Consider the following 23,803-nt stretch of genomic DNA (forward strand, 5'->3'; position numbering starts at 1 on the left):
CAGAGTCCCGAGCGCGACCCCGGAAACAAAAGTCATCCTCGGGCTTGTCCCGAGGACCCAACTTTCAAGTCTCTGCGTCGCCGAAGTCGTTACACGCTGCGAGCCCAGGGTAGAGATCGATCCACTGCGGGTTGGATTGCTCTATGAGGTTGATCTTCCACTGCCGCAGATGGCGCTTCAGCGACTTCTCGCGCTGGATGGCTTCTTCGATACGATCGAACTCCTCGAACCACACCAGCATCGAGACGCCATACTTCGACGTGAAGCCGGAGCCCTTGCCCGCGCGATGCAGCTCTACGCGTCCGAGGATGTTGTTGGATATAGAGCGTACCGCGAGGCTGGCTCGCGAGGATGCAGACCCAGTAGCGATGTAACGCACTCACCATGCGTTGCAGTGTGCTGCGCCCTGGGTCCTCGGGACAAGCCCGAGGATGACAGTGGCGCGCGGCCGACTCAGGCGGGGCGGGGGGCGTGCAGCGCTTGCAGCGTGGTGGCGACGGGGCTCGCACCGAGGAGCGCGTCCCAGGCAGGCAGCACCGTGTGCCCGCCGCCTAGGTGCATCAGCAGTCCGCGTGCCTTGAAGCGCGAGGTGATGCGGCTCAGCGTGTCGGGGTTGAGCGCCAGATAGTCGGCGATGTCGGTGCGCGACAGCGGCACGTCGATGGAGATGCCAGCCGGCACCGCCGCTCCCAGCCGCAGGCCGAGCTCCACCAGGAGTGAGGCGAAACGCTCGTCGCCATTCAAGGCGCCGATGATGGAAGCGTGCAGCGTCGCGCGTGCGTGCTGGTCGGCGAGGCGCCGGTGAGCGTGTGCGCTCTGCTCGGGGCTCGCCGCCAGTAGTGCATCGAAGCTGCGCCCCGGTAGCCGCCACACCTCGGTGACGTTGAGCGCGGTCAGCGTGATGCCCGGAAGGTCGGGGACCAGCGAGCGGCGGATGATGTCGCCCGGGTAAAAGAGCTCGAGCAATTGCCGATGCTTGCCGGGCGAGGCCGCCTCGATGCCGAGCAGCCCCGAACGCACGATATAGACGGCGTCCGCCTGGGCATTGTCGAGCGCCAGGCGTTGGCGGCGCCGGGCACGCACCGCCGTTGCGTGCTCGCGCAAAGCCGCTTCGGGCTCGCCAGCCTTGGGCGCCGATCGTTGGGAAGACTGATGCTGGCTCACGGCGGGCGCGGCGTTCTGCAGAAGAGTCGACATGACCGCGAACTCTCCAGGCATTGGCGAGGCGGGTCCTTGATCCTTGTCAAACGCCGGCGACCTGCGACGAAGCGCCCGGGCGGCGTAGACACCGCAGCTTCTTTGATAGGCATCAAGCTTGTCGTGTCGAGCACGCAACAGACCGCAGAGTACCCGTCGCGACCTGACCTGAGTCAGGTGCGGGGGAAGGTAATTCCTCGGCAATTCACAGGTTTAGGCGAAGGCTGTGCACATCGATTGGTCCGACTCGGTGCGCGCCGTGGTGCTCGTGCCGGGCGGGTTGGAAAAGGGGCACGATGATGCGAGCAAAGACTCTTTGGCTTGGCGCAACTGCGCTGCTGGCCGGCGCGGCGATGGCTCTCCCCGCCCAGGCAGGCGACAGCAATGGCAACTTCCAGGTGAAGGTTGGGGTCACCGGGGTTCTGCTCGATGACGATACGAAATCGGTGACCCTCGGCGGCGCAGCGGTGCCAAACGCCTCGGCGGAGACCAATGACAACGTCATCCCCACACTCACGCTCGCCTACTTCTTCGACAAGCACTGGGCTGTCGAGCTCTTCTGCTGCTTCGATCAGGTCAATGTCACGGGTAAGGGCAGCCTGGCGCAGTATGGCAAGCTCGCCTCGACTTGGGCCTTCCCGCCGATCCTGACGTTGCAGTACCACTTCGATGGTTTCGGTGCGTTCAAGCCCTACGTTGGCGCTGGCGTCGAGTGGATCCACTACTTCGACTCCAAGTCGAATATCGGAGGCGGCGCCGACTTCGACGACAGCTTCGGCTTCGCGCTGCAAGTGGGCACGGATATCGATCTGGGCCAGGGCTGGTCAATCGGCCTCGACGTGAAGAAGGTCTGGGAGGACACCGAGATCACCTGGGTCAACAACAACCTCGGCCAAACGGTCGTCGCCAAGCATGACCTCGATCCGTGGTTCGTGACGGCGAACCTCGGCTACCGCTTCAACCTCGAGGACATCTTCGGTGCGCGCACCGCGGCCGCTCCGCTGAAGTAATACGAGGTATCGACAACGATCCTGAGCCATCTTGGGCCCGGCTTGCGCCGGGCCCATTTGTTTACGGCGATGCGCTAGGCCATTGTAGCATCGCACTTGCGCACCCGGTGAGTGCGCCCAGCAACTTACGGCGTCCATGAAACGCGTTGGCTTCTATCCCGGCTCCTTCGACCCGGTGACGCTCGGGCACACCGACGTCATCGCGCGCGCCTGCCGGCTGGTCGACCGCTTGGTTATCGGCATCGGCACGCACGACGCCAAGCAGCCAATGTTCACAGCGGACGAGCGCATCGCCATGCTGCAAGCGGAGGTGAAGGCGATCACTGCGCGTACCGGCACCAGCATCGACATCGTCACCTTCGCCGGTCTCGCCGTCGACGCCGCACGCGGGGCGGGAGCCGGCGTCATCGTGCGCGGGCTGCGCGATGCCAGCGACTTCGACTACGAGATGCAGATGGCCGGCATGAACGCGGCGATGGCGCCGGGCGTCGAGACGGTGTTCGTCGCCGCCGCACCCGGCGTGCGCCACATCGCGGCAAGCCTCGTGCGGCAGATCGCGCTGATGGGCGGCGACGTGGCGCCGTTCGTGTCAGCGGCCGTCGGCCAGCGGCTCAAGTCCAAGGCAAGGCGCTGGACAGGAAGCGAATAGCGAGTAGCGAATAGACAAGTCGCGCTTCTGGCGCAGCATCTTCCGGTCCGCCCCGCTGCTTCCTACTCCCTACTCTCTATCCGCTACTCGCAAGTTGCAGCACGCTGGCCAGGAAGGTTAAGAATGCCGTCCACGGCGACTGCGCCATGCGGCGGCAGGGCTCTCAGCACAGAGACCGGAGGGGACGCGCCATGCGGATGTTGACATGCTTTGCTCTGGCCTTCTGCGTCATCGCTGGGGCTGCCTGCTCGGATCAGTCGACGACGGGCGGCGATGGCGACGTCCTCGTCATCGAGACCAAGAACGGCAAGGTGCTGGTCAAGCTGCGCCCCGACCTGGCGCCGAAGCACGTCGAGCGCGTCAAGACGCTGGCCAAGGAAGGCTTTTACGACGGGCTCAAATTCCATCGCGTCATCGGCGGCTTCATGGCGCAGACGGGCGATCCCACGGGGACCGGCTCGGGCGGCTCCAATTATCCCGACCTGCCGGCCGAGTTCACGCAGGAGCCCTACAAGCGCGGCACCGTCGGCGCGGCGCGCACCGCCGACCCCAACAGCGCCAACAGCCAGTTCTTCATCTGCTTCGACGACACGGGCTGCTCCGGCCTCACCGGCCAGTACACGGTGTGGGGCGAGGTCATCGAAGGCATGGACAACGTCGACAAGATCGCCAAGGGCGAGCCGCCGGCCATCCCGGACGTCATGGAGAAGGTCTACCTGCAGTCGGCCAAGTAGTGAGGCAGTGGGCAGGTAGGCACTCGGCAGTAGGCGATGCTGCTATGTTGGAACGGAAAGCCTCCATCAGTTCGTACAGAGATCTGGTCGTTTGGCAGGAGGCGATGAACCTTGCCGAGATGGCCTACAGACTGACCGCAGGCTTTCCCAAGGACGAGAGCTACGGGCTGACTTCGCAGATTCGGCGCGCGGGCACCTCGATTCCCGCCAACATTGCCGAGGGCTATGGGCGGGACAGCAAGGGGGCATATCTGCAGCATCTGCGCGTTGCGCAAGGATCGCTTAAGGAGTTCGAGACTCACGCGCTTCTTGCAGAGCGCGTTGAACTTGTTGACAAGGCGGCGGTCGACGCGTTGCTCACCAAGTGCGAGATGATCGGCAAGATGCTTCGCAGCCTCATCCGGTCAATCGAGAACTCCGGCTGATCTTGTGCCTGCCCCCAACGCCTACTGCCAAATGCCCACTGCCTACTGCCCCAGAAACGGAGACAACCATGGCGACCCCCGATCCGGAAAACACGCTGATCATCGAGACGACCAAGGGCCGCGTGGTCATCGAGCTGCGCCCCGACCTCGCGCCCAAGCACGTCGAGCGCATCAAGCAGCTGGCCCGCGAAGGTTTCTACAACGGCATTCCGTTCCACCGCGTCATCGAAAGCTTCATGGCGCAGACCGGCTGCCCCAAGGGCACCGGCACCGGTGGCTCGAGCTACCCGAACCTCAAGGCCGAGTTCAACGCCGAGCCGCACGTGCGCGGGGTGTGCTCGATGGCGCGCGCGCAGAGCCCCGACAGCGCCAACAGCCAGTTCTTCATCGTCTTCGACGACGCCACCTTCCTCGACAACAAATACACGGTGTGGGGCAAGGTGATCGAGGGCATGGAGAACGTCGACAAGATCAAGCGCGGCGAGCCGGTGCAGAACCCCGACAAGATGATCTCGGTAAAGGTTGGCGCCGACGCTTGAGCCAAGGACGGGGGCACGATACCCATGGAGACGGAAACGATGATGCAGGCTGCAGCGGCGCTCGTCGTCTATGCCGGGTTGGTGGGAGCGACCGGCGTCGCGCTGGCGGCGGCAGGGGCGCACGGCACCGCGCTTTCCGATCTGACGCCGCCGGCGCAGCTGCTCATGATCCACGCCGCGGCGGCGCTGGCGGTCATCGCCGTGGCGATGCGCGCTGCGCACGCGTCCGGCTTCCTCGTCGCGGCGCTGATCCTTCTGATCGGCGCCTCGCTGTTCTCGGGCGCCGTCACCGCGCGCGTCCTATGGGGCGTTCGCCTGTTTCCCATGGCGGCGCCGACCGGCGGCACGACCATGATCCTTGGCTGGCTGGTGCTGGCGGCGGCGGGGCTTTGGGAAGTCCTCGCGCATCGCGGCTAGGTGCGGGGGCTCAGCAAAGGAGGACACCGCGCATGGACCTCGTCTGGGCGCTGCTCGGCATCCTGTCGGGCATGATGATAGCGCTGCAGGGACCCATCAACGCGCAGCTCGCGCAGGCTCTCGGCATGCCCTTGGCGGCCGCGGCCGCCAACTTCGTTGCCGGCTCAGTGGTGCTCATCCTCATCACCTTCGTCCTCGCGCGGGTGCAGGGCGTCGCCATCGCCTGGCACATGCCACCGTCGTGGATGTTCCTCGCCGGCGGCTGCCTCGGCGCCGCGTTCGTGACCTCGGCGCTCATCCTGACGCCCAAGGTCGGTGCCGCCGCGACCATGGCCTTCATCGTCACCGGGCAGCTCTTGGCAGGATTGCTGCTCGACCGTCTCGGCTACTTCGACCTCGTGGTGCGCGAGCTGACGCTGGGGCGCGTGACGGGCGCCGTTCTCCTGGTCGTCGGCGCGCTGCTGATCAGCACCTCCTGATGCGCACGGAGCTGTTCGATTTCGATCTGCCCGAGGAGCGCATCGCGCTGCATCCGATCAGCCCGCGCGATGCAGCGCGCTTGCTCATCGTCCCCGCTGGCGGTGCGCCGTTCGAGGACCGCGGCGTGCGCGATCTGCCCGACCTGCTGCGCGCCGGCGATGCGTTGGTCTTCAACGATACGCGCGTCATTCCGGCGGCGCTCGCAGGCGTGCGCCGGCGCGGCGAGCTTGAAGCGCACATTGCGGTGACGCTGATCGAGCGGCTCGGCCCCGCTCGCTGGCGTGCCCTGGCGCGGCCGGCCAAGCGCTTGCACGAGGGGGACCGCCTGCAGTTCGGTCATTCCGGCAACGTGTGCCTTGCCGGCGCGCTCGATGCCACCGTCGCCGCGCGCGGCGAAAATGGCGAGGTGGACATCGACTTCGACCTTTCAGGGTCCGAGCTCGATGCCGTCATCGCCGCCGTGGGGGAAATGCCGCTGCCGCCCTACATCGCCGGACGGCGCGCCGTGGAGGCGGCCGACCGCACCGACTATCAGACCGTCTTTGCGGCACGCGATGGCGCCGTCGCCGCGCCGACCGCCGGTTTGCACTTCACGCCCGAGCTGATGGCGACGCTTCAAGCCCGCGGCATCTCGCGCCACTTCGTGACGCTGCACGTCGGCGCCGGCACCTTCCTGCCCGTGAAGGCCGAGGATACGGGCGGCCACAAGATGCACGCCGAGACCGGCGAGGTGTCCGCCGCGACGGCGGCGGCGCTGAACGCGGTACGGGCGCGGGGCGGGCGCATCGTCGCCGTCGGCACGACCTCGCTACGCCTGCTGGAGACCGCCGCCCGCGACGGCGAGATAAGGCCCTTCCACGGCGCCACCGATATCTTCATCACGCCGGGCTATGGCTTCCGCGCCGTCGACGTCCTGATGACCAACTTCCACCTGCCGCGCTCGACGCTGTTCATGCTGGTCGCCGCGTTTGCGGGGCTGGAGAGGATGAAGGCGGCCTATGCCCACGCCATCGCCGCCGGCTATCGCTTCTACTCCTACGGCGACGCCTGCCTCTTGTTCCCTTCTGTCGTCCCGGCCGAGGGAGAGTAGGACCGAGAGCCGGGACCCAGGAGAGAGTCGCCGCAGGCCCTTGACTAAGGCGTCTTCGACGGCTCTTTCGCTGGATCCCGGATCGCCGTTGCTACTCGTCCATGCGGAGCATGGCTTCGCCATGACGGCTTCCGGGATGACAGAAAGACGAGTGCGAACGAACGGATGCAGGAACGGGTGACGAGTTTCGGATATAGCCTGATCAAGCAGGACGGGCAGGCGCGCCTCGGCGAGATCGCAACGCCGCATGGGCGCGTGCGCACGCCCGCCTTCATGCCGGTCGGCACCGTCGGCACCGTCAAGGCGCTGTACTTCGACCAGGTGAAGGCGGCCGGCGCCGACATCGTGCTCGCCAACACCTATCACCTGATGCTGCGCCCCGGCGCCGAGCGCGTCGCGCGCCTCGGCGGGTTGCATAAATTCATGCGCTGGGACGGGCCGATCCTCACCGACAGCGGCGGCTTCCAGGTGATGTCGCTGAGCAAGATCCGCGAGGTAAGCGAGGAGGGGGTGCGCTTCGCCTCGCACATCGACGGCTCGCGCCACATGCTCACGCCCGAGCGCGCCGTCGACATCCAGTGCCTGCTCGGCGCCGACATCCAGATGCAGCTCGACGAGTGCATCGAGCTCCCGGCCGAGCGCAAGGAGGCCGAGCGCGCCATGGAGCTGTCGCTGCGCTGGGCGGAGCGGGCGCGCATCGCCTTTGCGGAGCGCGCGGCGCCGGGACAGGCGCTGTTCGGCATCGTGCAGGGCGGCACCGACGCTGAGCTGCGTCGGCGCTCGGCCGATGCGCTGGTCGGCATGGAGTTTCCCGGCTACGCCATCGGCGGCCTCGCGGTCGGCGAGGGCCAGGAGATGATGCTGCGGACGCTCGACGGCGTGCTCCCGCACCTGCCGGCAGATAGGCCGCGCTACCTGATGGGCGTCGGCACGCCCGACGACCTCATCCTCTCGGTGGCGCGCGGCATCGACATGTTCGACTGCGTGCTGCCGACGCGCAACGGCCGCCACGGCCTCGCCTTCACGTGGGGCGGCAAGGTGAACCTGCGCAACGCTTCCCACGCCGAGGACCCGGCGCCGCTCGATCCCGAAAGCTCGTGCCCGGCGGCGCGCGATTACTCACGCGCCTACCTGCACCACCTCGTCAAGTCGGGCGAGTACCTCGGCGCCATGCTGCTGTCGTGGGTGAACACGGCCTTCTACCAGGAGCTGATGGCGGCGATGCGCCTCGCTATCGAGGAGGGCCGCTTCGCCTCCTGGGCCGAAGCAACGCTCGCCCGCCTCAACGGGGAGCCCGCAGACTGACCCGGGCTCACATCGGGTCGGTGGTCGGCGTCACCTCTTCTCGCAGCGTGCGCTCGCGATGGAGGAGGTAGATGCCCGAGGCGATGATCACCGCCGCGCCGACGAGCGTCCACACGTCGGGCATATCGCCGAATACGGCGAAGCCGAAGGCGACCATGGTCAGGATCTGCACGTAGAGGAACGGCGCCACGCTGGAGGCCGGCGCCAGCCGGTAGGCGTGGATGAACAGGTAGTGTCCGGCGCCGCCGAAGGTGCCGAGCGCCAGCAGCAAGAGCCACTCGGACAGCGTCTCAGGCCACACCCACTGCCAGAGCGCGAACGGGGCGAGCGCGAAGGTGCCGAGCAGGATCGAATAGAACAGCATGACGAGCGGGGCATCGTGGGCGGCGAGGAAACGCGTCAGCAGCATGAAGAAGGCGTAGGCGAGCATGCCGGCAAACGCGAAGGCGAAGGCCGGATGCAGGCCGCCGATGCCCGGATGCACGACGATGAGCACGCCGATGAAGCCGACGAGAATCGCGATCAGCCGCCGCCAGCCGACCCACTCGCCGAGGAACGGTCCCGCCAGCAGCGCCACGATGAGCGGCGCCAGGAACGCCACCGACACGGTCTGGTCGAGGCGCAAATGGCGCAGGGCGAGGAAGTTGCACGCCGTCGTCGACACCATGAGGAAGGAGCGCAGCAGCTCGAGCTTGAGCTTCTTCGTGCCGAGCAGTGCCGTCAGCGGCAGCGCGCTGAGCAGTGAAAGCATCATCAGGAACTGGCCGAGGAAGCGCGCCCACACCACCTGCACCATGGGCAGGCTACCGTGCGTGACGAGGTATTTGGCCGAGGTATCGAGGGCCGAGAACAGCGCCACCGCAAGGCACATCAGCCCGATCGCCTTGACGCGATCGGCGGCCGGGATCATCGCCTCGCGCCGCGGCTGAGCGCCGGCGCGCACCCGTCCCTCCGCCCTGCGGGCGGCGACCTCTGTTCCGGTTCTGTCGTCCATGGGCGGCTCTCATAGCGCAAGCTTGCCGCGCCGGCTAATCGCCAATGCGCGCAGGGGAGAAGCGCTCACCGCATGGCGCCCCGTGCCGGGCTCGCCTTGACCGGAGCGCCCCGCGCCGCCTACAAGCACGGCACGTTGGGGCCCGTAGCTCAGTGGTAGAGCACCTGACTTTTAATCAGGGTGTCGATGGTTCGATCCCATCCGGGCTCACCAATCTTCTCCAGCCATTGCCGCCTTCACGCTTCAGTGAGCCGCGCGCCCCGCGCCTGCCGGCTCCCCGCCGGCTGCGCTATATGGTCGGCGCGTGGCAGGCGACTGAGGAATGCGATGGCGATTTTCGCGTGCGAAACCCCGAGCGGCTCGATCGAGGTCACCGAGCGCGGCCACGGGCAGGTGGCGATCCTGATCGACGAGCTGGGCGAGATCACCGCCATCGACTTGCCGGCGGAGCGCGCCGCGGCGCTGGCCAAGGCCATCCTGGCGCACGTCGGTGGAGAAGGCTCCTAGCACGCGGTCGATTTTCGTTAGCTATTGCCGAGCTGATCCCATCCGGCTCGAAACGGCGCGACAGCGCAGCCAGGCGGGACTAGACTCTTTGCCCCACAATATGCCCCAAGGATGGGTGGGTCCCGTGCAATGAAGCGAAAGATTGCGGCCATCTTGGCGGCCGATATCGCTGGCTACAGCAGGCTGGTGGCAGAGGACGAAGAGGAGACGCTGCACCGGCTGGGGATCTACCGTGCGGTGTTCGAGGATTTCGTCGCCCGCTACGGCGGGCGCATCTTCAACACCGCGGGAGATGCCACGCTGGCGGAGTTCCAGAGCGCGGTCGATGCCATCCGATGTGCGGTCGACGTGCAGGAGAGCTTGCGGACACGCAATCTCGCCTACGCCGCTGGTCGGCAAATGAGCTTCCGGATCGGCATCACCATCGGCGACGTGGTCGAGCGGGATGGTGATCTCCTGGGCGACGGGGTCAACATCGCCTCCCGCCTCGAAGGGATGGCGCCGGCGGGGGGAATTTGCATCTCGCGTGCCGTGCATGAAGCGGTCAGCAGCAAGATTTCCCTTAAGTTCGACGACCTGGGGTGGCTGCAGCTCAAGAACATTCCCGAGCGCGTGCATGCCTATACGGTGGCGCTCGCTCAATCGGGGAAAGTGCCCGCGCACAGCCCGATGGACTGGCGCGTCCTCGGCCTGGCTGCAGTGCTCATGATCGCCGTGACAGGGGTCGGCGTGTACGTTTTCACGCGCTCGCTCCTGCCCCTCTGGTCTTCTTCCGAAATCGGAGCTGCTGGCCCGCAGATCGTCGCGGCGGAGCAAGCCAAGACGGCCGCGAGCCAGGCCGTACCGGGGACCCCCACGGCACCGACGTCTCCGACTGCCGAGAAAAGGGGAGATGACTTAGCAAAGCTCCCGATCGAGCGGCAAAGCCTGCGCGTCAAGCTCGGACGTTCACCCCAGGAGGGCATGAAGCCGCGTGGCCTGCTCGGCGTTCGGGTAGTCGACTTGGGTTCGTCCCTCGCCAAGGTGCTCGGAGCTGGCGAGCCCAAGAGCGCCTGGGTCATTGACTGGTTCGAGAACGGTCCTGCCGAAGCTGCCGGCATTCGGATCGGCGATATCCTACTGAATATCGACGGTCGCGCACCCAAGGATGCGCGAGACTTCATACGTACGGTGGGCGAGCATTCTCCCGGCAGCGACGTGACGCTCGAGATCGCACGCTCCGGTGACGGCGCCGCGGATCTCCTGCGGCGGGTCAGCGATCGCGCGCAGGCCGACGACGCGCAAGCCGTAACCGCACTCGGGCGCCTACGCGAGTTCGGTGTCGGCGGTTCCAAGAGTGAAAGCGAGGCGAAACGCCTCTACGAGCGCGGCGCGGCTTTGGGGAGCGAAGATGCGAAGATCTACCTCGCCTATCTCTATCACAAGGATCGCGCCGCAGGCGCAGAAGGGATGAGCTGGATTCGGGCGGCGGCGGAGGCCGATGACATCGATATGATCAACGCTCTCGGTTTTCGCTACTGGGAGGGCGTTGGTGTCGCGAAAGACCAAGCCGAGGCGATACGGTGGTATCGCAGGGCCGCCGAGCTGGGCAGCACGGCGGCAATGACCTTTCTGGGCTCGTGCTACGCAAATGGCGCTGGCGTGCCAAGAGACGATCAGGAGGCCGTGAGCTGGTTCAGGAAAAGCGCGGAAGGCGGTGATCCCGCAGGGATGGTGGCCTTGGGTCTCGCTTACCAACTGGGCCAAGGCGTCACGGCGAACGACGATGCCGCGGCGCGATGGTTCCGTAGCGCGGCAGAAGACAACGACGCTAGAGGAATGCTCAATTTTGGTCTGATGCTTCACCGCGGACAGGGCGTGGAGAAGGATGAAGACCAAGCCGCTCGCCTTGTTCGGATGGCGTTGCGAAGCGGCGACCCAGCTCTGGCCGAGTATGTCATGACCAACGCAGAGCGTATGACCGTTGATGACAGGAAATGGCTGCAGACTCAGCTTCGAGAGCTGGGGGTTTACAGCGCGCCGATCGACGGTGAGTTCGGCGACACTTTGAAAGTGGCGCTTCGGGATGCAAGTCGGATTGCGGGCGCTCCCGCCACACCGTCGGCCGTTGCGCCGAGCCCACCAGCCGCACCCGAACCGAGGGAGAAAGCCGATAACGAGTGTCGCAAGTACTTGCCGAGCATCGGCAGGACGGTGGAAGTGCCCTGCGAGGGCACTCAGGAAGTTAGTAAGAGTGGCGACGTCGCAGCCAAGCGCCAATGGGAACGTTACAGCCTGCGCGCCACGCTGGGCCGATTTCCTGGCGACGGTCTGGCGCCGCGCGGCTGGCTCGGCGTGGTGATCTCGAATCTGCCGCCGCCCCTCGCCAAGGACATGGCGGCCCCGCAAGGAGTGCTTATAGATCGCATGGCGGCAGACAGCCCGGCCGAGCGCGCAGGGGTTCGGTCCGGCGACGTCCTTCTGACGATCGACGGACGGAAACCCGCAACCAGCCGCGACTTAGCTCAGATCGTCGCGAGCTGGGCTCCCGGCAGCGAAGTCACGCTTGAGATCGCGCGCTTTGGCCAAGGAAGCGCCGATTTGATGCGTGCCCTGCGCGAGCGCGCTGACGCGGGCTCGTCCGACGCCATGATGGCGCTCGGAGCGCTGCTGCAAACTGAGGTCGGCGGCGTCAAGGACGAGGCCGAGGCGGCGCGCTGGTATCGCAAGGCGGCTGACCTCGGCAATGCCGAGGCGATGTTCAATCTTGGCGTTATCTACGAAGGCGGGCGTGGTGTCTCCAAAGACGAGGCCGAGGCGGCGCGCTGGTATCGCAAGGCGGCCGACGTGGGTGATCCAGGGGCGATGCTCAGTCTTGGCGACCTCTACGGAAGTGGACGTGGTGTTGCCAAGGATGAAACCGAGGCCGTGCGCTGGTACCGCAAAGCCGCAGAGCTGGGACAACCCAGGGCAATGGCGCTTCTCGGCGTTGCCTACGGAGATGGGCAGGGCGTCGCCAAGGATGAAGCCGAGGCCGTGCGCTGGTTCCGCAAGGCGGCGGACATGGGTTTGCCCTTCGCGATGCACAATCTCGGCGTTTCCTACCGAGATGGGCGGGGTGTCGCCAAGGACGAGGCCGAAGCGGCGCGCTGGTTCCGCAAAGCGGCGGAGTTGGGCGAGGCCAGCGCGATGACCGCCCTGGGAGCCCTCTATAGGGATGGCTCGGGGGTACCTAAGGACTATACAGAGGCGGTCCGCTGGTTCCGCATGGGAGCAAACGCTGGCGATCCCTCCTCGATGACGAACCTGGGTGTGCACTACCATAACGGCTGGGGCGTGGAGCAAGATCCCGAGCAAGCGGCCGAATTTGTCCTTCAGGCTTTGCAGACAGGCGATGCGCGCACGGCTGAATGGGTGACAGCCGAGAGTGACTGGTCGGTGGCGTTTGGGCGCGCGCTGCAGCGGCGTCTCAAACAAGAGCGGGTCTTTGACGGTCCCATTGATGGAATTTTCGGGCCGGCCACTGTGCGCGCTATCAAGGACCTCGCATCGCGGGGCTAGCACTGAAACGTGCCATTAAGGCCGGCGGCCGTCGGGGCCGGTCGCATCTAGATCCAGAGCCAATTTTGCCTGGTGAGCTGATGCTCCACACAAGTGGCGAGCAGTTCGTGGGCGTTTCGCCAGAAAAGCGTCTCTGAAGCTGGCGTGGACCCGACCTTCGTTGGGGGTGACGTGAGAGATTGCGATCGGCTTCCCTCTCACGACGTCATCCCGGCGGCGGCCGGGATCTACGCCAGTCACCGCGTGCGCTACGGAGAGAGCGGCCACAAAGGCGAAGTGAGCTTACGACGTCAGCTCGCGCGCCGGCCATGACGTAAGTAAGTCCGCGCCGCGCCTGAGCGGTCGTGTGCCGAGCATAGCGTAGGGCGCGGGTGCCACCTGCGCCTTACGACGTCAGCTCGCGGGCCGGGCCGGTCTCGATGGGCAGCCCGTTGTCGGCGCCCCACTCCGCCCAGCTGCCGTCGTAGACGGCGGCGTTGGTCTGCCCCAGCACGGCGAGCGCCAGGGCGAGGATCGACGCCGTCACCCCCGAGCCGCAGGTGGTGATGACGGGCAGCTTGGGATCGATGCCGGCCTCGGAAAAGATATTGGCCAGCGCCGACTCGCTCTTCAGCGTGCCGTCGGCGTTGATCAGCGTCTGCGAGGGCACGTTGCGGCTGCCGGGCAGATGCCCGCTGCGCAAGCCGGGGCGCGGCTCCGGCTCCTTGCCCTCGAAGCGGCCGGCCGGGCGCGCATCGACGATCTGCGTGCGCTTGGCGAGCGCCTTCTTCATGTCGTCCATGTCGCGGATGAGCGAGGCGTTGAGCAGCGGCGTGAAGTGGCGCTCGGTGCGCTTGCGCGGCGGGCCGTCCTCCAGCGGGCGCCCTTCCGCCTTCCACTTCTTCAGGCCGCCGTTGAGCACCGCGACGTCCTCGTGCCCCATGGCGCGGAAGGTCCACCACGCGCGGGCGGCGGAGAACAGCCCAAGAGTGTCGTAGACGACGATGCGCATGCCGTCGCCGATGCCCATCTTCTTCATGCGCGAGGCGAACTTCACGGTGGAGGGCAGCATGTGCGGCAGCGACGATTTCTCGTCGGTGAGGTCGTCGATGTCGAAGAACAGCGCGCCGGGAATGTGCTCTTGCAGGTATTCGGCCTTGGCATCGCGCCCCGCCGTCGGCAGGTGCCAGCTGGCGTCGAAGACGAGCAGATCGGGAGCGTCGAGATGCGAGGCGAGCCAATCGGTTTCGACGATCCACTTCTTGGCGCTTTCCAGCACGTTTCCCTCTCTTACAGGCTCGTGAACTCTATCCCGCAGCTCGTCCGGCCGCGCTGGCTAGTGTGATGATCGAGAAATTCGCCATCCTAAAGCAGCTAGGTAGTGAGCGAATTTCTCGATTTGAATCACACTAGCGAGTTTATGATTCTAGTGTCCCGCTTCCGAAGCTCTCGGCCCTGGCCGCTGGCTCTGGCAAGCTTCGGAAGCGGGACACTAGCCGACATAGGCAAAAGCGGCGAGGGCCGCAAGGACGGCGAAGGTTGTGCCGGGCCAAACCGCCTCATGCTGTGGTGAAAACCGAGGGTAGCTGCGATGTTTCGCGCTGCAACCAAGCGGGGACGGGCAACGACTTGCTTTCCAGGAACGCGGGGTTGAAGAGCCGCGACTGATAGCGCGTACCGCTGTCGCACAGGATCGTCACGATCGTGTGACCGGGGCCCAGCTGGCGCGCGAGGCGCATGGCGCCCGCGACGTTGACGCCCGTCGATGCGCCGCAGCAAAGACCCTCTTCGCTGGTGAGGCGGAAGACGATGTCGAGCGACTCCTCATCGGGAATGCGGAAGGCGACGTCGATGGGGGCGCCCTCGAGGTTCCTGGTGATGCGCCCCTGGCCGATGCCCTCGGTGATGGAGGAGCCCTCGGCCTTCAACTCGCCGCTGGTGTAGTAGGAGTAGAGCGCCGAGCCCGGCGGGTCGGCGAGCGCGATCTGGATGCCCTCCCGCTTGGCCTTCAGCCCGCGCGAGACGCCGCCGAGCGTGCCGCCCGATCCCACCGAGGCGACGAAGCCGTCGATCATGCCTTCGGTGCCGGACCAGATCTCCTCGGCCGTCGTCACCAGGTGGATGTTGCGGTTGGCGAGGTTGTCGAACTGGTTGGCCCACACGGCGCCATTGGGCTCGCTGGCGGCGAGGGCTTCGGCGAGGCGGGCGGAATACTTCACGTAGTTGTTGGGATCGCGATAGGGGACGGCCGGCACCTCGACCACCTCGGCGCCGAGCACGCGCAGCGTGTCCTTCTTCTCCTGCGACTGCGTGTTGGGGATGACGATCACGGTGCGCAGGCCAAGGGCATTGCCGAGCACGGTGAGGCCGATGCCGGTGTTGCCGGCGGTGCCTTCGACGACGGTGCCGCCCGGCTTCAGCCGCCCGCTGCGCATGGCATCGGTGATGATGCCGAGGGCGGCGCGGTCCTTGACGGAGGCGCCGGGGTTCATGAACTCGGCCTTGCCGAGAATGGTGCAGCCCGTTTCCTCGGAGGCGCGGCGGAGGTAGATAAGGGGCGTGCGGCCGACGGCGGCGGCGACGCTCGAGCGGGGGGTCAAGGGGGCAACTCCACGAAGGAAAGCGGGACCCTAGCGGCGCATATTGCCGCTCGCAACTGCCGGCGGGGGCGCAATTTTCGCACCTTTGGAGGCTTGTTCGCCGCGGCGAGCCGAGTCTGGTTCGTTTGGCGTCGGCGAAGGGCGTTGCTTTTTACTTGCGCCGCCAGATATATCTTCGCCCGATCGTTCCCGACAGCCGCAGCGACTTGCCGGAAAGGCGAGATTGGACTGGCGTTAAGCCGGCCGGACGACGGGGGCGACGCGCGGGCGTGGCGGAATTGGTAGACGCGCTGGATTTAGGTTCCAGTGGCGCAAGTCGTGGGGGTTCGAGTCCCTCCGCCCGCACCACGCAACGCGCGCCAGGAACGGAGCCCCGTCGGCTTTACGAGCAGGTTGGAGAGAGATGCAGATTACCGAAACGAGCAACGAGGGTCTGAAGCGGACGCTGCAAGTCGTCGTCCCCGCCGGAGAGCTCGGCAAGCGCTTCACCGATCGGCTCGATGAGATCAAGGGCCGCGTGCAGCTGAAGGGCTTCCGCAAGGGCAAGGTGCCGGTTCCGCACCTAAAGAAGATGTACGGCCGCTCGCTGATGGTCGAGGTGCTGCAGGACACTGTGCGCGAGACGAGCAACCAGGCGCTCGCCGACCGCAAGCTGCGTCCGGCGATGCAGCCGAGCGTCAGCCTGCCCGAGGACCAGGCGGAGATCGAGCGTGTGCTCTCCGGCCAGGCCGACCTGTCGTACTCGATGACCTTCGAGGTGCTGCCCGCCATCGAGCTCGCCGACTTCAAGAGCCTGAAGCTCGAGCGGCTCGTCGCCGAGGTGGACGAGGAGGCCGTCGACAAGGCCATTGGCGAGCTGGTCGAGCGCAGCGTCACCTTCACTCCGGAAGAAGGCCGCGCGGCACAGACCGGCGACCGCGTGACGGTCGACTTCGTCGGCAAGATCGACGGCGAGGCGTTCGAGGGCGGCAGCGCCGAGGGCGCGCCGATTGTGCTCGGCCAGGGCAACTTCATCCCCGGCTTCGAGGAAGGCATTGCCGGGGCCAAGGCGGGTGAGGAGCGCGACGTTGCCGCCACCTTCCCGGAGGATTACCCGGTCGCCACGCTGGCCGGCAAAGCCGCCACCTTCGCCGTCAAGGTGAAGGAGGTCGCCGCGCCGCTCCGGCCGGAGGTGAACGACGATTTCGCGAAGACGCTCGGCGCCGAAAGCGTGGCCCAGCTCAAGGAGTTCGTTAAGGCGCAGATCGCCCGCGAGTACGCCGGCGCCGCGCGCCAGAAGCTGAAGCGGGAGCTGCTCGACCAGCTCGAGAAGTCGCACGCGTTCGAGCTGCCGCCCTCGCTCGTCGACAACGAGTTCGCCGCCATCTGGCAGCAGCTCGAGGGCAACCTGAAGCGCGCCGGCAAGACCTTCGCCGACGAGGGCAAGAGCGAGGAGGAGACGCGCGAGGAGTATCGGCGCATCGCCGAGCGGAGGGTGCGCTTGGGCCTGGTCATCGGCGAGATCGCCGAGAAGAACGACCTGAAGATCACCCAGGACGAGATGCGCAAGGCGCTGATCGAGCAGGCGCGACGCTTCCCCGGCCAGGAGAAGACGGTCTACGAATACTACGAGAAGACGCCGGGCGCGCTGGCCGAGCTGCGGGCGCCGATCTTCGAGGACAAGGTCGTCGATTTCGTCCTCGAAAAGGCCAAGCCGGCGGAAAAGAAGGTATCCCGGGACGAGCTGTTCCAGAAGGTGGAAGACGCTACGGAGGCGTAATTCCGGCTCGGCCACCCTATATAGCCGAGCTGCCTCCCGGCCATCCGGGGGGCTTGCACCCAGGGGCAGCACTGCCCAAGAAGGACGATGGAACGCGGCGCGATTCGAGCGCTGCCGACCCGAACGAAGCAGAGGATAAGGCCATGCGCGACCCGGTCAGCACAGTAACGAACACCTTCTGGCCGATGGTGGTCGAGCAGACGAACCGCGGCGAGCGCGGCTACGACCTGCCCTCGCGCCTCTTGAAGGAGCGCATCATCTTCGTGACGGGGCCGATCGAGGACCACATGGCGGCCTCGATCTGCATGCAGCTCCTGTTCCTCGAAGCGGAGAATCCCAAAAAGGAAATCTCCATGTATATCAACTCGCCAGGCGGCGTCGTCACGGCCGGCATGGCGATCTACGACACCATGCAGTTCATCCGCCCGCAGATCGCCACGCTGTGCATCGGACAGGCGGCGTCGATGGGCTCGCTGCTCCTGTGCGCGGGCAGCAAGGGCCTGCGTTATGCTCTGCCCAACGCCAGGATCATGGTGCACCAGCCCTCGGGCGGCTTCTCCGGTCAGGCCTCCGACATCGAGCGCCACGCCGAGGACATCATCAAGATGAAGCGGCGCCTCAACGAGGTCTACGTCAAGCATACCAGCCAGAGCTATGACGTTATTGAACGCACGCTAGACCGTGATTATTTCATGACGGCAGATCAGGCGAAGGACTTCGGCATTATCGACAAGGTTCTGTCGAGCCGCGAGGAAGTGGACTTTGGTCCGGTGGACGCCAAAGCCGCATCCTGAGACGGCCGTCAATCAAGCCGAAAGGCCGCAGGGTAAGCGCAGCGCTTGCCTCCCCGCTCGGGTGGGCTCATGCTCTCTTGCCACGGCCATGCTGGCGCCGACCGAGGCCGTTTTTGCGGCCAACCGCGAGGTCGCCACAAAACTGTGGTAATCGAGCCGCTTCGGTATAGCGCGGGCCGATGTCCGTTAATCCAATCTTGATCTAGAGAACGCTAGCGTGCTCAGATCACTGTAATGGACTCGGAGCGCGCTCCGCGGAGGCGGAACGAGACAGGAATCTTCCAAGGCGAGCGTCGGCTGATCCGACGCACAGCAGCCCGAGGAGGGGTAAGACATCCGAAATGGCTCAAGAGAAAAACACTCTCTATTGCTCGTTTTGCGGCAAGAGCCAGCATGAGGTGCGTAAGCTGATTGCCGGCCCGACGGTATTCATCTGCGATGAATGCGTCGAGCTGTGCATGGACATCATCCGGGAAGAGAACAAGAACACCCTGGTGAAGTCGCGCGACGGCGTACCCACCCCGCAGGAGATCTGCGCGGTCCTCGATTCCTACGTCATCGGCCAGGACCACGCCAAGCGCGTGCTCTCGGTCGCCGTCCATAACCATTACAAGCGGCTCAACCACGCGTCGAAGAACAACGACGTGGAGCTCGCCAAGTCGAACATCCTGCTCGTCGGGCCCACGGGCTGCGGCAAGACGCTGCTGGCCCAGACGCTGGCGCGCATGCTCGACGTGCCGTTCACCATGGCCGATGCGACGACGCTCACCGAAGCCGGCTACGTCGGCGAGGACGTCGAGAACATCATCCTCAAGCTGTTGCAGAACGCCGACTACAACGTCGAGCGGGCGCAGCGCGGTATCGTCTACATCGACGAGGTCGACAAGATCTCGCGCAAGTCCGACAACCCGTCGATCACGCGCGACGTGTCGGGCGAGGGCGTGCAGCAGGCGCTGTTGAAGATCATGGAGGGCACCGTCGCCTCGGTGCCTCCGCAGGGCGGTCGCAAGCATCCGCAGCAGGAGTTCCTGCAGGTCGACACGACCAACATCCTGTTCATCTGCGGCGGCGCCTTCGCCGGCCTCGAGAAGATCATCTCGCGGCGCGGCAAGGGCACCTCGATCGGCTTTGCCGCCAAGGTTGTCGGCGCCGATGAGCGCCGCACCGGCGAGGTGCTGCGCGGCGTCGAGCCGGAGGACCTGTTGAAATTCGGACTCATCCCCGAGTTCATCGGTCGCCTGCCGGTCATCGCCACGTTGGAGGATCTCGACGAGGACGCGCTGGTGCAGATCCTGACCGAGCCGAAGAACGCGCTGGTCAAGCAGTATCAGCGCCTGTTCGAGATGGAGGACGTCAAGCTGACGATCACCAACGATGCGCTGAAGGCCATCGCCCGCAAGGCGATCGAGCGCAAGACGGGTGCCCGCGGCCTGCGCTCCATCATGGAAGGTAATCTGCTCGACACCATGTTCGATCTTCCCGCCCTGAAAGGTGTGGAGGAGGTCGTCATCGGGCCGGAAGTCGTGGAAGGTAGCGCGCGTCCGTTGCGCATCTACTCCGATCGGGCCGATGAAAAGGGCTCGAGCGCCTCTTGACCAGACGAGCCGCCCGAGGGAAGGCGGCTCATTCCAGACTGCAAGCCGACGTTGCATGGGCGGCTCTTGATCCAGCGGCAGTCGGCCCCATTTCACATGGGGCGCTGCTTCTGCGATGCTGTGCGAAATGTCGGTTGAGGCGGCGGGTTGATTTGACCTGCGCGGCGTCCGCCTCAAAAGTGCCAGGGCATACTTCTCTGATGTCCTGATTGCGCGCTCGGAGTTATGCTTGGCAGACGCTCCGGACGTTAACGGCAGGCGACCACGATAGGTAGCGAAATGGGCGACGACACGAAGACAAAAGACAAAACGGCGGGCAAGGGTCTCTACCCGGTGCTTCCGCTGCGCGACATCGTGGTGTTCCCGTACATGATCGTCCCGCTGTTCGTCGGGCGCGACAAGTCGATCAACGCGCTCGAGGAGGTGATGCGCTCCGACAAGCACATCCTGCTCGCGGCGCAGAAGAACGCCGGCGACGACGATCCGGCCACCGACGCCATCTATCCGGTCGGCACGCTCGCTTCCGTGCTGCAGCTGCTGAAGCTGCCCGACGGCACCGTGAAGGTGCTCGTCGAGGGTACCTCGCGCGCGCGCATCCAGCGCTACACCGACAACCCCAACTACTTCGAAGCCGAGGTGGAGCAGGTGCCGGAGAGCGTCGGCGCCAAGGAGGAGATCGAGGCGCTCGCGCGTTCCGCGGTGACGCAGTTCGAGAGCTACGTGAAGCTCAACAAGAAGATCTCGCCCGAGGTCCTGGGCAACGTCGCGCAGATCGAGGACTACTCGAAGCTGGCCGACACCATCGCCTCGCACCTCGCCATCAAGATCGCCGACAAGCAGGAGATCCTCGAGACCTCGACGATCTCCGAGCGCCTGGAGCGCGTCTACACGCTCATGGAGAGCGAGATCTCGGTGCTGCAGGTCGAGCGCAAGATCCGCTCGCGCGTCAAGCGCCAGATGGAGAAGACGCAGCGCGAGTACTATCTCAACGAGCAGATGAAGGCGATCCAGAAGGAGCTCGGCGATTCTGACGAGCGCGACGACATCGCCGAGTTCGAGGAGAAGATCGAGAACACCAAGCTGTCGAAGGAGGCCCGCGACAAGGCGCTCGCCGAGCTGAAGAAGCTCAAGCAGATGAGCCCCATGTCGGCGGAAGCCACCGTCGTGCGCAACTACCTCGACTGGCTGCTGTCGATCCCGTGGGGGATCAAGGGCAAGGTCAAGAAGGACCTCGACGAGGCGCAGCAGATCCTCGATGCCGAGCACTACGGCCTCGATAAGGTCAAGGAGCGCATCGTCGAGTACCTCGCCGTGCAGGCGCGCACCAACAAGCTCAAGGGGCCGATCCTCTGCCTCGTCGGGCCTCCCGGCGTCGGCAAGACGTCGCTCGGCAAGTCGATGGCGAATGCCACGGGGCGCGAGTTCGTGCGCATGAGCCTCGGCGGCGTGCGCGATGAAGCGGAGATCCGCGGCCACCGGCGCACCTACATCGGATCGATGCCCGGCAAGGTGATCCAGTCGATGCGCAAGGCGAAGCGGACCAATCCGCTGTTCCTGCTCGACGAGATCGACAAGATGGGCTCCGACTTCCGCGGCGATCCGGCGGCGGCGTTGCTCGAGGTGTTGGACCCCGAGCAGAACGCGACCTTCAACGACCACTACCTCGAGGTCGACTACGACCTGTCGAACGTGATGTTCGTCACCACGGCCAACACGATGAACATCCCGCCGGCGCTCATGGACCGCATGGAGATCATCCGCCTCGCCGGCTACACCGAGGACGAGAAGCTCGAGATCGCCAAGCGGCACTTGGTCCCCGGTCAGCGTCAGGCGCACGGCCTCGAGCCGGAAGAGTGGACGGTCGACGACACGGCGCTGCTGGAGCTGGTGCGGCGCTATACGCGCGAAGCCGGCGTGCGCTCCCTCGAACGTGAGATCGCCAAGCTCGCCCGCAAGGCGGTGAAGGAGATCCTGACGGAGGCGAAGAAGATCGTCGTCGTCACGGCCGAGAACCTCGAATCCTATCTCGGCGTGCCGAAGTACCGCTACGGCGAGGCCGAGCTCGAGGATCAGGTGGGCATCGTCACCGGCCTTGCCTGGACCGAGGTCGGCGGCGAGCTGCTGACGATCGAAGGCGTCATGATGCCCGGCAAGGGCAAGATGACCGTCACCGGCAACCTGCGCGACGTGATGAAGGAGTCGATCCAGGCTGCGAACGCCTACGTGCGCTCGCGCTCGATCGATTTCGGCATCCATCCTTCGCTGTTCGAGAGGAAGGACATCCACGTGCACGTTCCGGAGGGCGCCACCCCGAAGGACGGCCCCTCCGCCGGCGTCGCCATGGCGACGGCCATCATCTCGGTGCTGACCGGCATTCCGGTGCGCAAGGACGTCGCCATGACTGGCGAGATCACCCTGCGCGGGCGCGTGCTGCCGATCGGCGGCCTCAAGGAAAAGCTGCTCGCGGCCCTGCGCGGCGGCATCAAAACCGTCATTATCCCTGAAGAGAACGTTAAGGACCTCACCGAGATCCCGGCGGAGATCAAGAACAAGATCGACATCGTTCCGGTGGCGCGGGTCGATGACGTTCTCAAGAGCGCTCTGGTGCGGACGCCCGAGCGCATCGTCTGGGACGAGGCGGCGGAAGCCGCCGCCGTCCAGAGCGAGGACGGCGCGGCCGGCTCGCGGGTGACGGCGCACTGAACAGCTGCGCAGCGCTCGCTGAGAGCGCCGCGCAGTTTGGCATGCAACTACGGTAACCTCGCGGCCCTCGGCCGCGGGGTTTTTTGTTCTTGCTACGTGCGCGTGTGAGGCTCCATTTCCCCAGGTTTTTCGGGCAAATTCGCGCCATTTCCCCCTTGACGGGGCCGCGTATTGGGCGCTTCTCTCACGCACTGTTGCGGCTTTAGCAACACGCGCGGGACCCCCTGACTTTCCGCCCCACTCCCCCAAGTCGCAAATTCCGAACGCAAAGGACGGACACGAGATGAGCAAGAAAGATTTGATCGACGCCGTCGCCAAGGAAGCCGAGCTCACGAAGGACAAAGCCACTGTGGTGGTCGACGCCGTGCTCGAGCACATCCGCAGCGCCTTGCGCGAGGGCCACGAGGTTCGCATCCCGGATTTCGGCACCTTCAAGGTAGCCAAGCGCAAGGCACGCGAAGGCCGCAACCCGGCGACCGGTGCGACGATCAACATCCCCGCCTCGCGGGTGCCGAAGTTCAGCCCCTCCAAGGGCCTGAAGGACATTCTGAACTAACCGGCCTTTGTACGCCTTCGGGTAAGGGTTCGGCGCGTCGCGAAACTCGCGGCGCGCCTCTGTACTTTTTGGGCGCTCAGGCGAGCGGGGCGGCGCGCGGCTGCATTGCGCTCGCCGGCGCACCTGGGCTACATGCGGGCCCATCGAGAAGCGGGCGGTTAGCTCAGTGGTAGAGCGCTTCGTTTACACCGAAGATGTCGGGAGTTCGACCCTCTCACCGCCCACCATCTTTTACCGGCACAAGCTGCAAGAAACTTCGCGCAATAGGCGTGGTGCTCTATTGAGGGCCGGCGCTTGCGTCCATGCGGAGCATGGCTTTGCCATGACGGGCGCCTTGCGCCCGGTAAAGTCCAAAACAATCAAAGGGAGGGGACGATGGCTCTGTCCATGTACCAGGCGTCGGTGCCGGCGTTTCAACGCACGCTGAAGGCGCTCGACGCCATCCTCGATAAGGCGGCGGCCTGGTCCGCCGAGCGCAAGATCGATCCGGCGGTGTTCATCGGCGCACGCCTCGCACCAGACATGTTCCCCTTCGCGCGGCAGGTGCAAATAGCTTCCGACCACGCCAAGGGCTGTGCGGCGCGTCTCGCCGGCGTCGCAGTGCCAAGCTACGAGGACACCGAGAAGACCTTTCCCGAGCTCAAGGCCCGCATCGGCAAAACGCTCGACTTCATCGGCGCTCTCGAGCCGGACGCGATCGACGGCTCGGAGGGGCGCGACATCTCCCTCAAGGCGGGCCCGCGCGATCTCACCTTCAAGGGGCAGGACTATCTGGTGTTCTTCGCCCTGCCGAACTTCTATTTCCATGCCGCCACCGCCTACGACATCCTGCGCCACAATGGCGTGCCGGTCGGCAAGCTCGATTTCCTGGGCGGCGTTTAGCCCCTTTTGGCGGCCCTCGGCCCCGGTCTCCTTGACTTCGCCGAGGGA

The 23,803-nt window shown here is 65.6% G+C and carries 22 protein-coding genes, 3 tRNA genes and 1 pseudogene; 21 read left to right on the forward strand and 5 right to left on the reverse strand.

What is annotated here, in order from left to right; translation table 11 throughout:
* Positions 1–64 precede the first annotated feature (64 nt).
* Both F9K20_RS11015 and F9K20_RS11020 read right to left on the reverse strand, forming a co-directional pair.
* A complete protein-coding gene (locus F9K20_RS11015) occupies positions 65–379 on the reverse strand; it encodes a GIY-YIG nuclease family protein (protein ID WP_367115860.1) in 315 nt (104 codons plus the stop codon).
* 74 nt (positions 380–453) lie between these two features.
* The gene (locus F9K20_RS11020; protein ID WP_291001244.1) at positions 454–1,197 is read right to left on the reverse strand and encodes a Crp/Fnr family transcriptional regulator; all 744 of its coding nucleotides are present in this window, start codon (positions 1,195–1,197) and stop codon (positions 454–456) included.
* A gap of 299 nt (positions 1,198–1,496) precedes the next feature.
* On the opposite strand from F9K20_RS11020, the gene F9K20_RS11025 reads away from it, so the two are divergent.
* The 9 genes from F9K20_RS11025 (at position 1,497) to tgt (ending at position 7,846) form a co-directional block, all read left to right on the forward strand.
* On the forward strand, positions 1,497–2,207 hold the full coding sequence (locus F9K20_RS11025; protein WP_291001247.1) for an OmpW family outer membrane protein: 711 nt from the start codon (positions 1,497–1,499) through the stop codon (positions 2,205–2,207).
* Positions 2,208–2,343: 136 nt separating this feature from the next.
* Positions 2,344–2,856 carry a pantetheine-phosphate adenylyltransferase gene (gene coaD, locus F9K20_RS11030; protein WP_291001250.1) on the forward strand — a complete coding sequence of 171 codons (513 nt, stop codon included), beginning with the start codon at positions 2,344–2,346 and terminating at the stop codon, positions 2,854–2,856.
* 191 nt (positions 2,857–3,047) lie between these two features.
* On the forward strand, positions 3,048–3,590 hold the full coding sequence (locus F9K20_RS11035; protein WP_291001253.1) for a peptidylprolyl isomerase: 543 nt from the start codon (positions 3,048–3,050) through the stop codon (positions 3,588–3,590).
* A gap of 44 nt (positions 3,591–3,634) precedes the next feature.
* Positions 3,635–4,015 carry a four helix bundle protein gene (locus F9K20_RS11040; RefSeq protein ID WP_291001256.1) on the forward strand — a complete coding sequence of 127 codons (381 nt, stop codon included), beginning with the start codon at positions 3,635–3,637 and terminating at the stop codon, positions 4,013–4,015.
* Between the two features lie 68 nt (positions 4,016–4,083).
* Entirely contained in the window at positions 4,084–4,554 is a 471-nt protein-coding gene (locus F9K20_RS11045; protein WP_291001259.1) for a peptidylprolyl isomerase, read from the forward strand.
* 39 nt (positions 4,555–4,593) lie between these two features.
* Complete coding sequence (locus F9K20_RS11050; RefSeq protein ID WP_291001262.1) at positions 4,594–4,971, forward strand: DUF423 domain-containing protein; 378 nt, start codon at positions 4,594–4,596, stop codon at positions 4,969–4,971.
* A 32-nt stretch (positions 4,972–5,003) separates the two neighbouring features.
* Positions 5,004–5,450 carry a DMT family transporter gene (locus F9K20_RS11055; protein WP_291001265.1) on the forward strand — a complete coding sequence of 149 codons (447 nt, stop codon included), beginning with the start codon at positions 5,004–5,006 and terminating at the stop codon, positions 5,448–5,450.
* Positions 5,450–6,541, forward strand: coding sequence for a tRNA preQ1(34) S-adenosylmethionine ribosyltransferase-isomerase QueA (gene queA, locus F9K20_RS11060; protein ID WP_291001268.1), 1,092 nt, complete (start codon positions 5,450–5,452; stop codon positions 6,539–6,541). Before F9K20_RS11055 ends, queA begins: the two co-directional genes overlap by 1 nt.
* Before the next feature lie 165 nt (positions 6,542–6,706).
* Positions 6,707–7,846: a tRNA guanosine(34) transglycosylase Tgt gene (gene tgt / locus F9K20_RS11065; protein ID WP_291001271.1), complete on the forward strand. Its 1,140-nt coding sequence runs from the start codon at positions 6,707–6,709 to the stop codon at positions 7,844–7,846.
* A 7-nt stretch (positions 7,847–7,853) separates the two neighbouring features.
* Here the strand turns inward: tgt and F9K20_RS11070 are convergent, their stop codons facing one another.
* A complete protein-coding gene (locus tag F9K20_RS11070) occupies positions 7,854–8,840 on the reverse strand; it encodes a DMT family transporter (RefSeq protein WP_291001274.1) in 987 nt (328 codons plus the stop codon).
* A 138-nt stretch (positions 8,841–8,978) separates the two neighbouring features.
* Here F9K20_RS11070 and F9K20_RS11075 point away from each other — a divergent pair.
* From F9K20_RS11075 to F9K20_RS11090, 4 genes and pseudogenes are all read left to right on the forward strand, one after another.
* Positions 8,979–9,053 (forward strand) — tRNA-Lys (locus tag F9K20_RS11075).
* Positions 9,054–9,167: 114 nt separating this feature from the next.
* Positions 9,168–9,347, forward strand: a complete 180-nt coding sequence (locus tag F9K20_RS11080; protein ID WP_291001277.1) for a hypothetical protein — start codon at positions 9,168–9,170, stop codon at positions 9,345–9,347.
* Positions 9,348–9,476: 129 nt separating this feature from the next.
* Positions 9,477–9,989: pseudogene (locus tag F9K20_RS11085) on the forward strand (adenylate/guanylate cyclase domain-containing protein); the annotation flags it as partial.
* A 321-nt stretch (positions 9,990–10,310) separates the two neighbouring features.
* Entirely contained in the window at positions 10,311–12,887 is a 2,577-nt protein-coding gene (locus F9K20_RS11090; protein WP_291001441.1) for a PDZ domain-containing protein, read from the forward strand.
* Positions 12,888–13,272: 385 nt separating this feature from the next.
* On the opposite strand, the gene sseA is transcribed toward F9K20_RS11090, so the two are convergent.
* Both sseA and F9K20_RS11100 read right to left on the reverse strand, forming a co-directional pair.
* Positions 13,273–14,145 carry a 3-mercaptopyruvate sulfurtransferase gene (gene sseA / locus F9K20_RS11095; RefSeq protein ID WP_291001279.1) on the reverse strand — a complete coding sequence of 291 codons (873 nt, stop codon included), beginning with the start codon at positions 14,143–14,145 and terminating at the stop codon, positions 13,273–13,275.
* 280 nt (positions 14,146–14,425) lie between these two features.
* Positions 14,426–15,466, reverse strand: coding sequence for a cysteine synthase A (locus F9K20_RS11100; RefSeq protein WP_291001282.1), 1,041 nt, complete (start codon positions 15,464–15,466; stop codon positions 14,426–14,428).
* Positions 15,467–15,729: 263 nt separating this feature from the next.
* Between F9K20_RS11100 and F9K20_RS11105 the strand changes: the two genes are divergently transcribed.
* From F9K20_RS11105 to F9K20_RS11140, 8 genes are all read left to right on the forward strand, one after another.
* Positions 15,730–15,814 (forward strand) — tRNA-Leu (locus tag F9K20_RS11105).
* Between the two features lie 55 nt (positions 15,815–15,869).
* A complete protein-coding gene (tig, locus tag F9K20_RS11110) occupies positions 15,870–17,225 on the forward strand; it encodes a trigger factor (RefSeq protein WP_291001285.1) in 1,356 nt (451 codons plus the stop codon).
* Positions 17,226–17,368: 143 nt separating this feature from the next.
* On the forward strand, positions 17,369–18,019 hold the full coding sequence (locus tag F9K20_RS11115; RefSeq protein ID WP_291001288.1) for an ATP-dependent Clp protease proteolytic subunit: 651 nt from the start codon (positions 17,369–17,371) through the stop codon (positions 18,017–18,019).
* A 341-nt stretch (positions 18,020–18,360) separates the two neighbouring features.
* A complete protein-coding gene (clpX, locus tag F9K20_RS11120; RefSeq protein WP_291001291.1) occupies positions 18,361–19,614 on the forward strand; it encodes an ATP-dependent Clp protease ATP-binding subunit ClpX in 1,254 nt (417 codons plus the stop codon).
* A gap of 279 nt (positions 19,615–19,893) precedes the next feature.
* Entirely contained in the window at positions 19,894–22,317 is a 2,424-nt protein-coding gene (gene lon / locus F9K20_RS11125; RefSeq protein ID WP_291001294.1) for an endopeptidase La, read from the forward strand.
* A gap of 256 nt (positions 22,318–22,573) precedes the next feature.
* The gene (locus tag F9K20_RS11130; RefSeq protein ID WP_291001442.1) at positions 22,574–22,873 is read left to right on the forward strand and encodes an HU family DNA-binding protein; all 300 of its coding nucleotides are present in this window, start codon (positions 22,574–22,576) and stop codon (positions 22,871–22,873) included.
* A gap of 152 nt (positions 22,874–23,025) precedes the next feature.
* Positions 23,026–23,100 (forward strand) — tRNA-Val (locus tag F9K20_RS11135).
* Positions 23,101–23,248: 148 nt separating this feature from the next.
* The gene (locus F9K20_RS11140) at positions 23,249–23,755 is read left to right on the forward strand and encodes a DUF1993 family protein (protein WP_291001297.1); all 507 of its coding nucleotides are present in this window, start codon (positions 23,249–23,251) and stop codon (positions 23,753–23,755) included.
* Positions 23,756–23,803 lie beyond the last annotated feature (48 nt).

This window comes from Hyphomicrobium sp. (assembly GCF_009026145.1).
Lineage (GTDB): Bacteria > Pseudomonadota > Alphaproteobacteria > Rhizobiales > Hyphomicrobiaceae > Hyphomicrobium_A.

What these genes read in the sequence shown, in the direction of transcription:
- F9K20_RS11020 (WP_291001244.1), bottom strand. Translation starts at nt 1,197, where the DNA reads ATGTCGACTCTTCTGCAGAACGCCGCGCCCGCCGTGAGCCAGCATCAG.
- F9K20_RS11025 (WP_291001247.1), top strand. Translation starts at nt 1,497, where the DNA reads ATGCGAGCAAAGACTCTTTGGCTTGGCGCAACTGCGCTGCTGGCCGGC.
- coaD (WP_291001250.1), top strand. Translation starts at nt 2,344, where the DNA reads ATGAAACGCGTTGGCTTCTATCCCGGCTCCTTCGACCCGGTGACGCTC.
- F9K20_RS11035 (WP_291001253.1), top strand. Translation starts at nt 3,048, where the DNA reads ATGCGGATGTTGACATGCTTTGCTCTGGCCTTCTGCGTCATCGCTGGG.
- F9K20_RS11040 (WP_291001256.1), top strand. Translation starts at nt 3,635, where the DNA reads ATGTTGGAACGGAAAGCCTCCATCAGTTCGTACAGAGATCTGGTCGTT.
- F9K20_RS11045 (WP_291001259.1), top strand. Translation starts at nt 4,084, where the DNA reads ATGGCGACCCCCGATCCGGAAAACACGCTGATCATCGAGACGACCAAG.
- F9K20_RS11050 (WP_291001262.1), top strand. Translation starts at nt 4,594, where the DNA reads ATGATGCAGGCTGCAGCGGCGCTCGTCGTCTATGCCGGGTTGGTGGGA.
- F9K20_RS11055 (WP_291001265.1), top strand. Translation starts at nt 5,004, where the DNA reads ATGGACCTCGTCTGGGCGCTGCTCGGCATCCTGTCGGGCATGATGATA.
- queA (WP_291001268.1), top strand. Translation starts at nt 5,450, where the DNA reads ATGCGCACGGAGCTGTTCGATTTCGATCTGCCCGAGGAGCGCATCGCG.
- tgt (WP_291001271.1), top strand. Translation starts at nt 6,707, where the DNA reads ATGCAGGAACGGGTGACGAGTTTCGGATATAGCCTGATCAAGCAGGAC.
- F9K20_RS11070 (WP_291001274.1), bottom strand. Translation starts at nt 8,840, where the DNA reads ATGGACGACAGAACCGGAACAGAGGTCGCCGCCCGCAGGGCGGAGGGA.
- F9K20_RS11080 (WP_291001277.1), top strand. Translation starts at nt 9,168, where the DNA reads ATGGCGATTTTCGCGTGCGAAACCCCGAGCGGCTCGATCGAGGTCACC.
- F9K20_RS11090 (WP_291001441.1), top strand. Translation starts at nt 10,311, where the DNA reads ATGAAGCCGCGTGGCCTGCTCGGCGTTCGGGTAGTCGACTTGGGTTCG.
- tig (WP_291001285.1), top strand. Translation starts at nt 15,870, where the DNA reads ATGCAGATTACCGAAACGAGCAACGAGGGTCTGAAGCGGACGCTGCAA.
- F9K20_RS11115 (WP_291001288.1), top strand. Translation starts at nt 17,369, where the DNA reads ATGCGCGACCCGGTCAGCACAGTAACGAACACCTTCTGGCCGATGGTG.
- clpX (WP_291001291.1), top strand. Translation starts at nt 18,361, where the DNA reads ATGGCTCAAGAGAAAAACACTCTCTATTGCTCGTTTTGCGGCAAGAGC.
- lon (WP_291001294.1), top strand. Translation starts at nt 19,894, where the DNA reads ATGGGCGACGACACGAAGACAAAAGACAAAACGGCGGGCAAGGGTCTC.
- F9K20_RS11140 (WP_291001297.1), top strand. Translation starts at nt 23,249, where the DNA reads ATGGCTCTGTCCATGTACCAGGCGTCGGTGCCGGCGTTTCAACGCACG.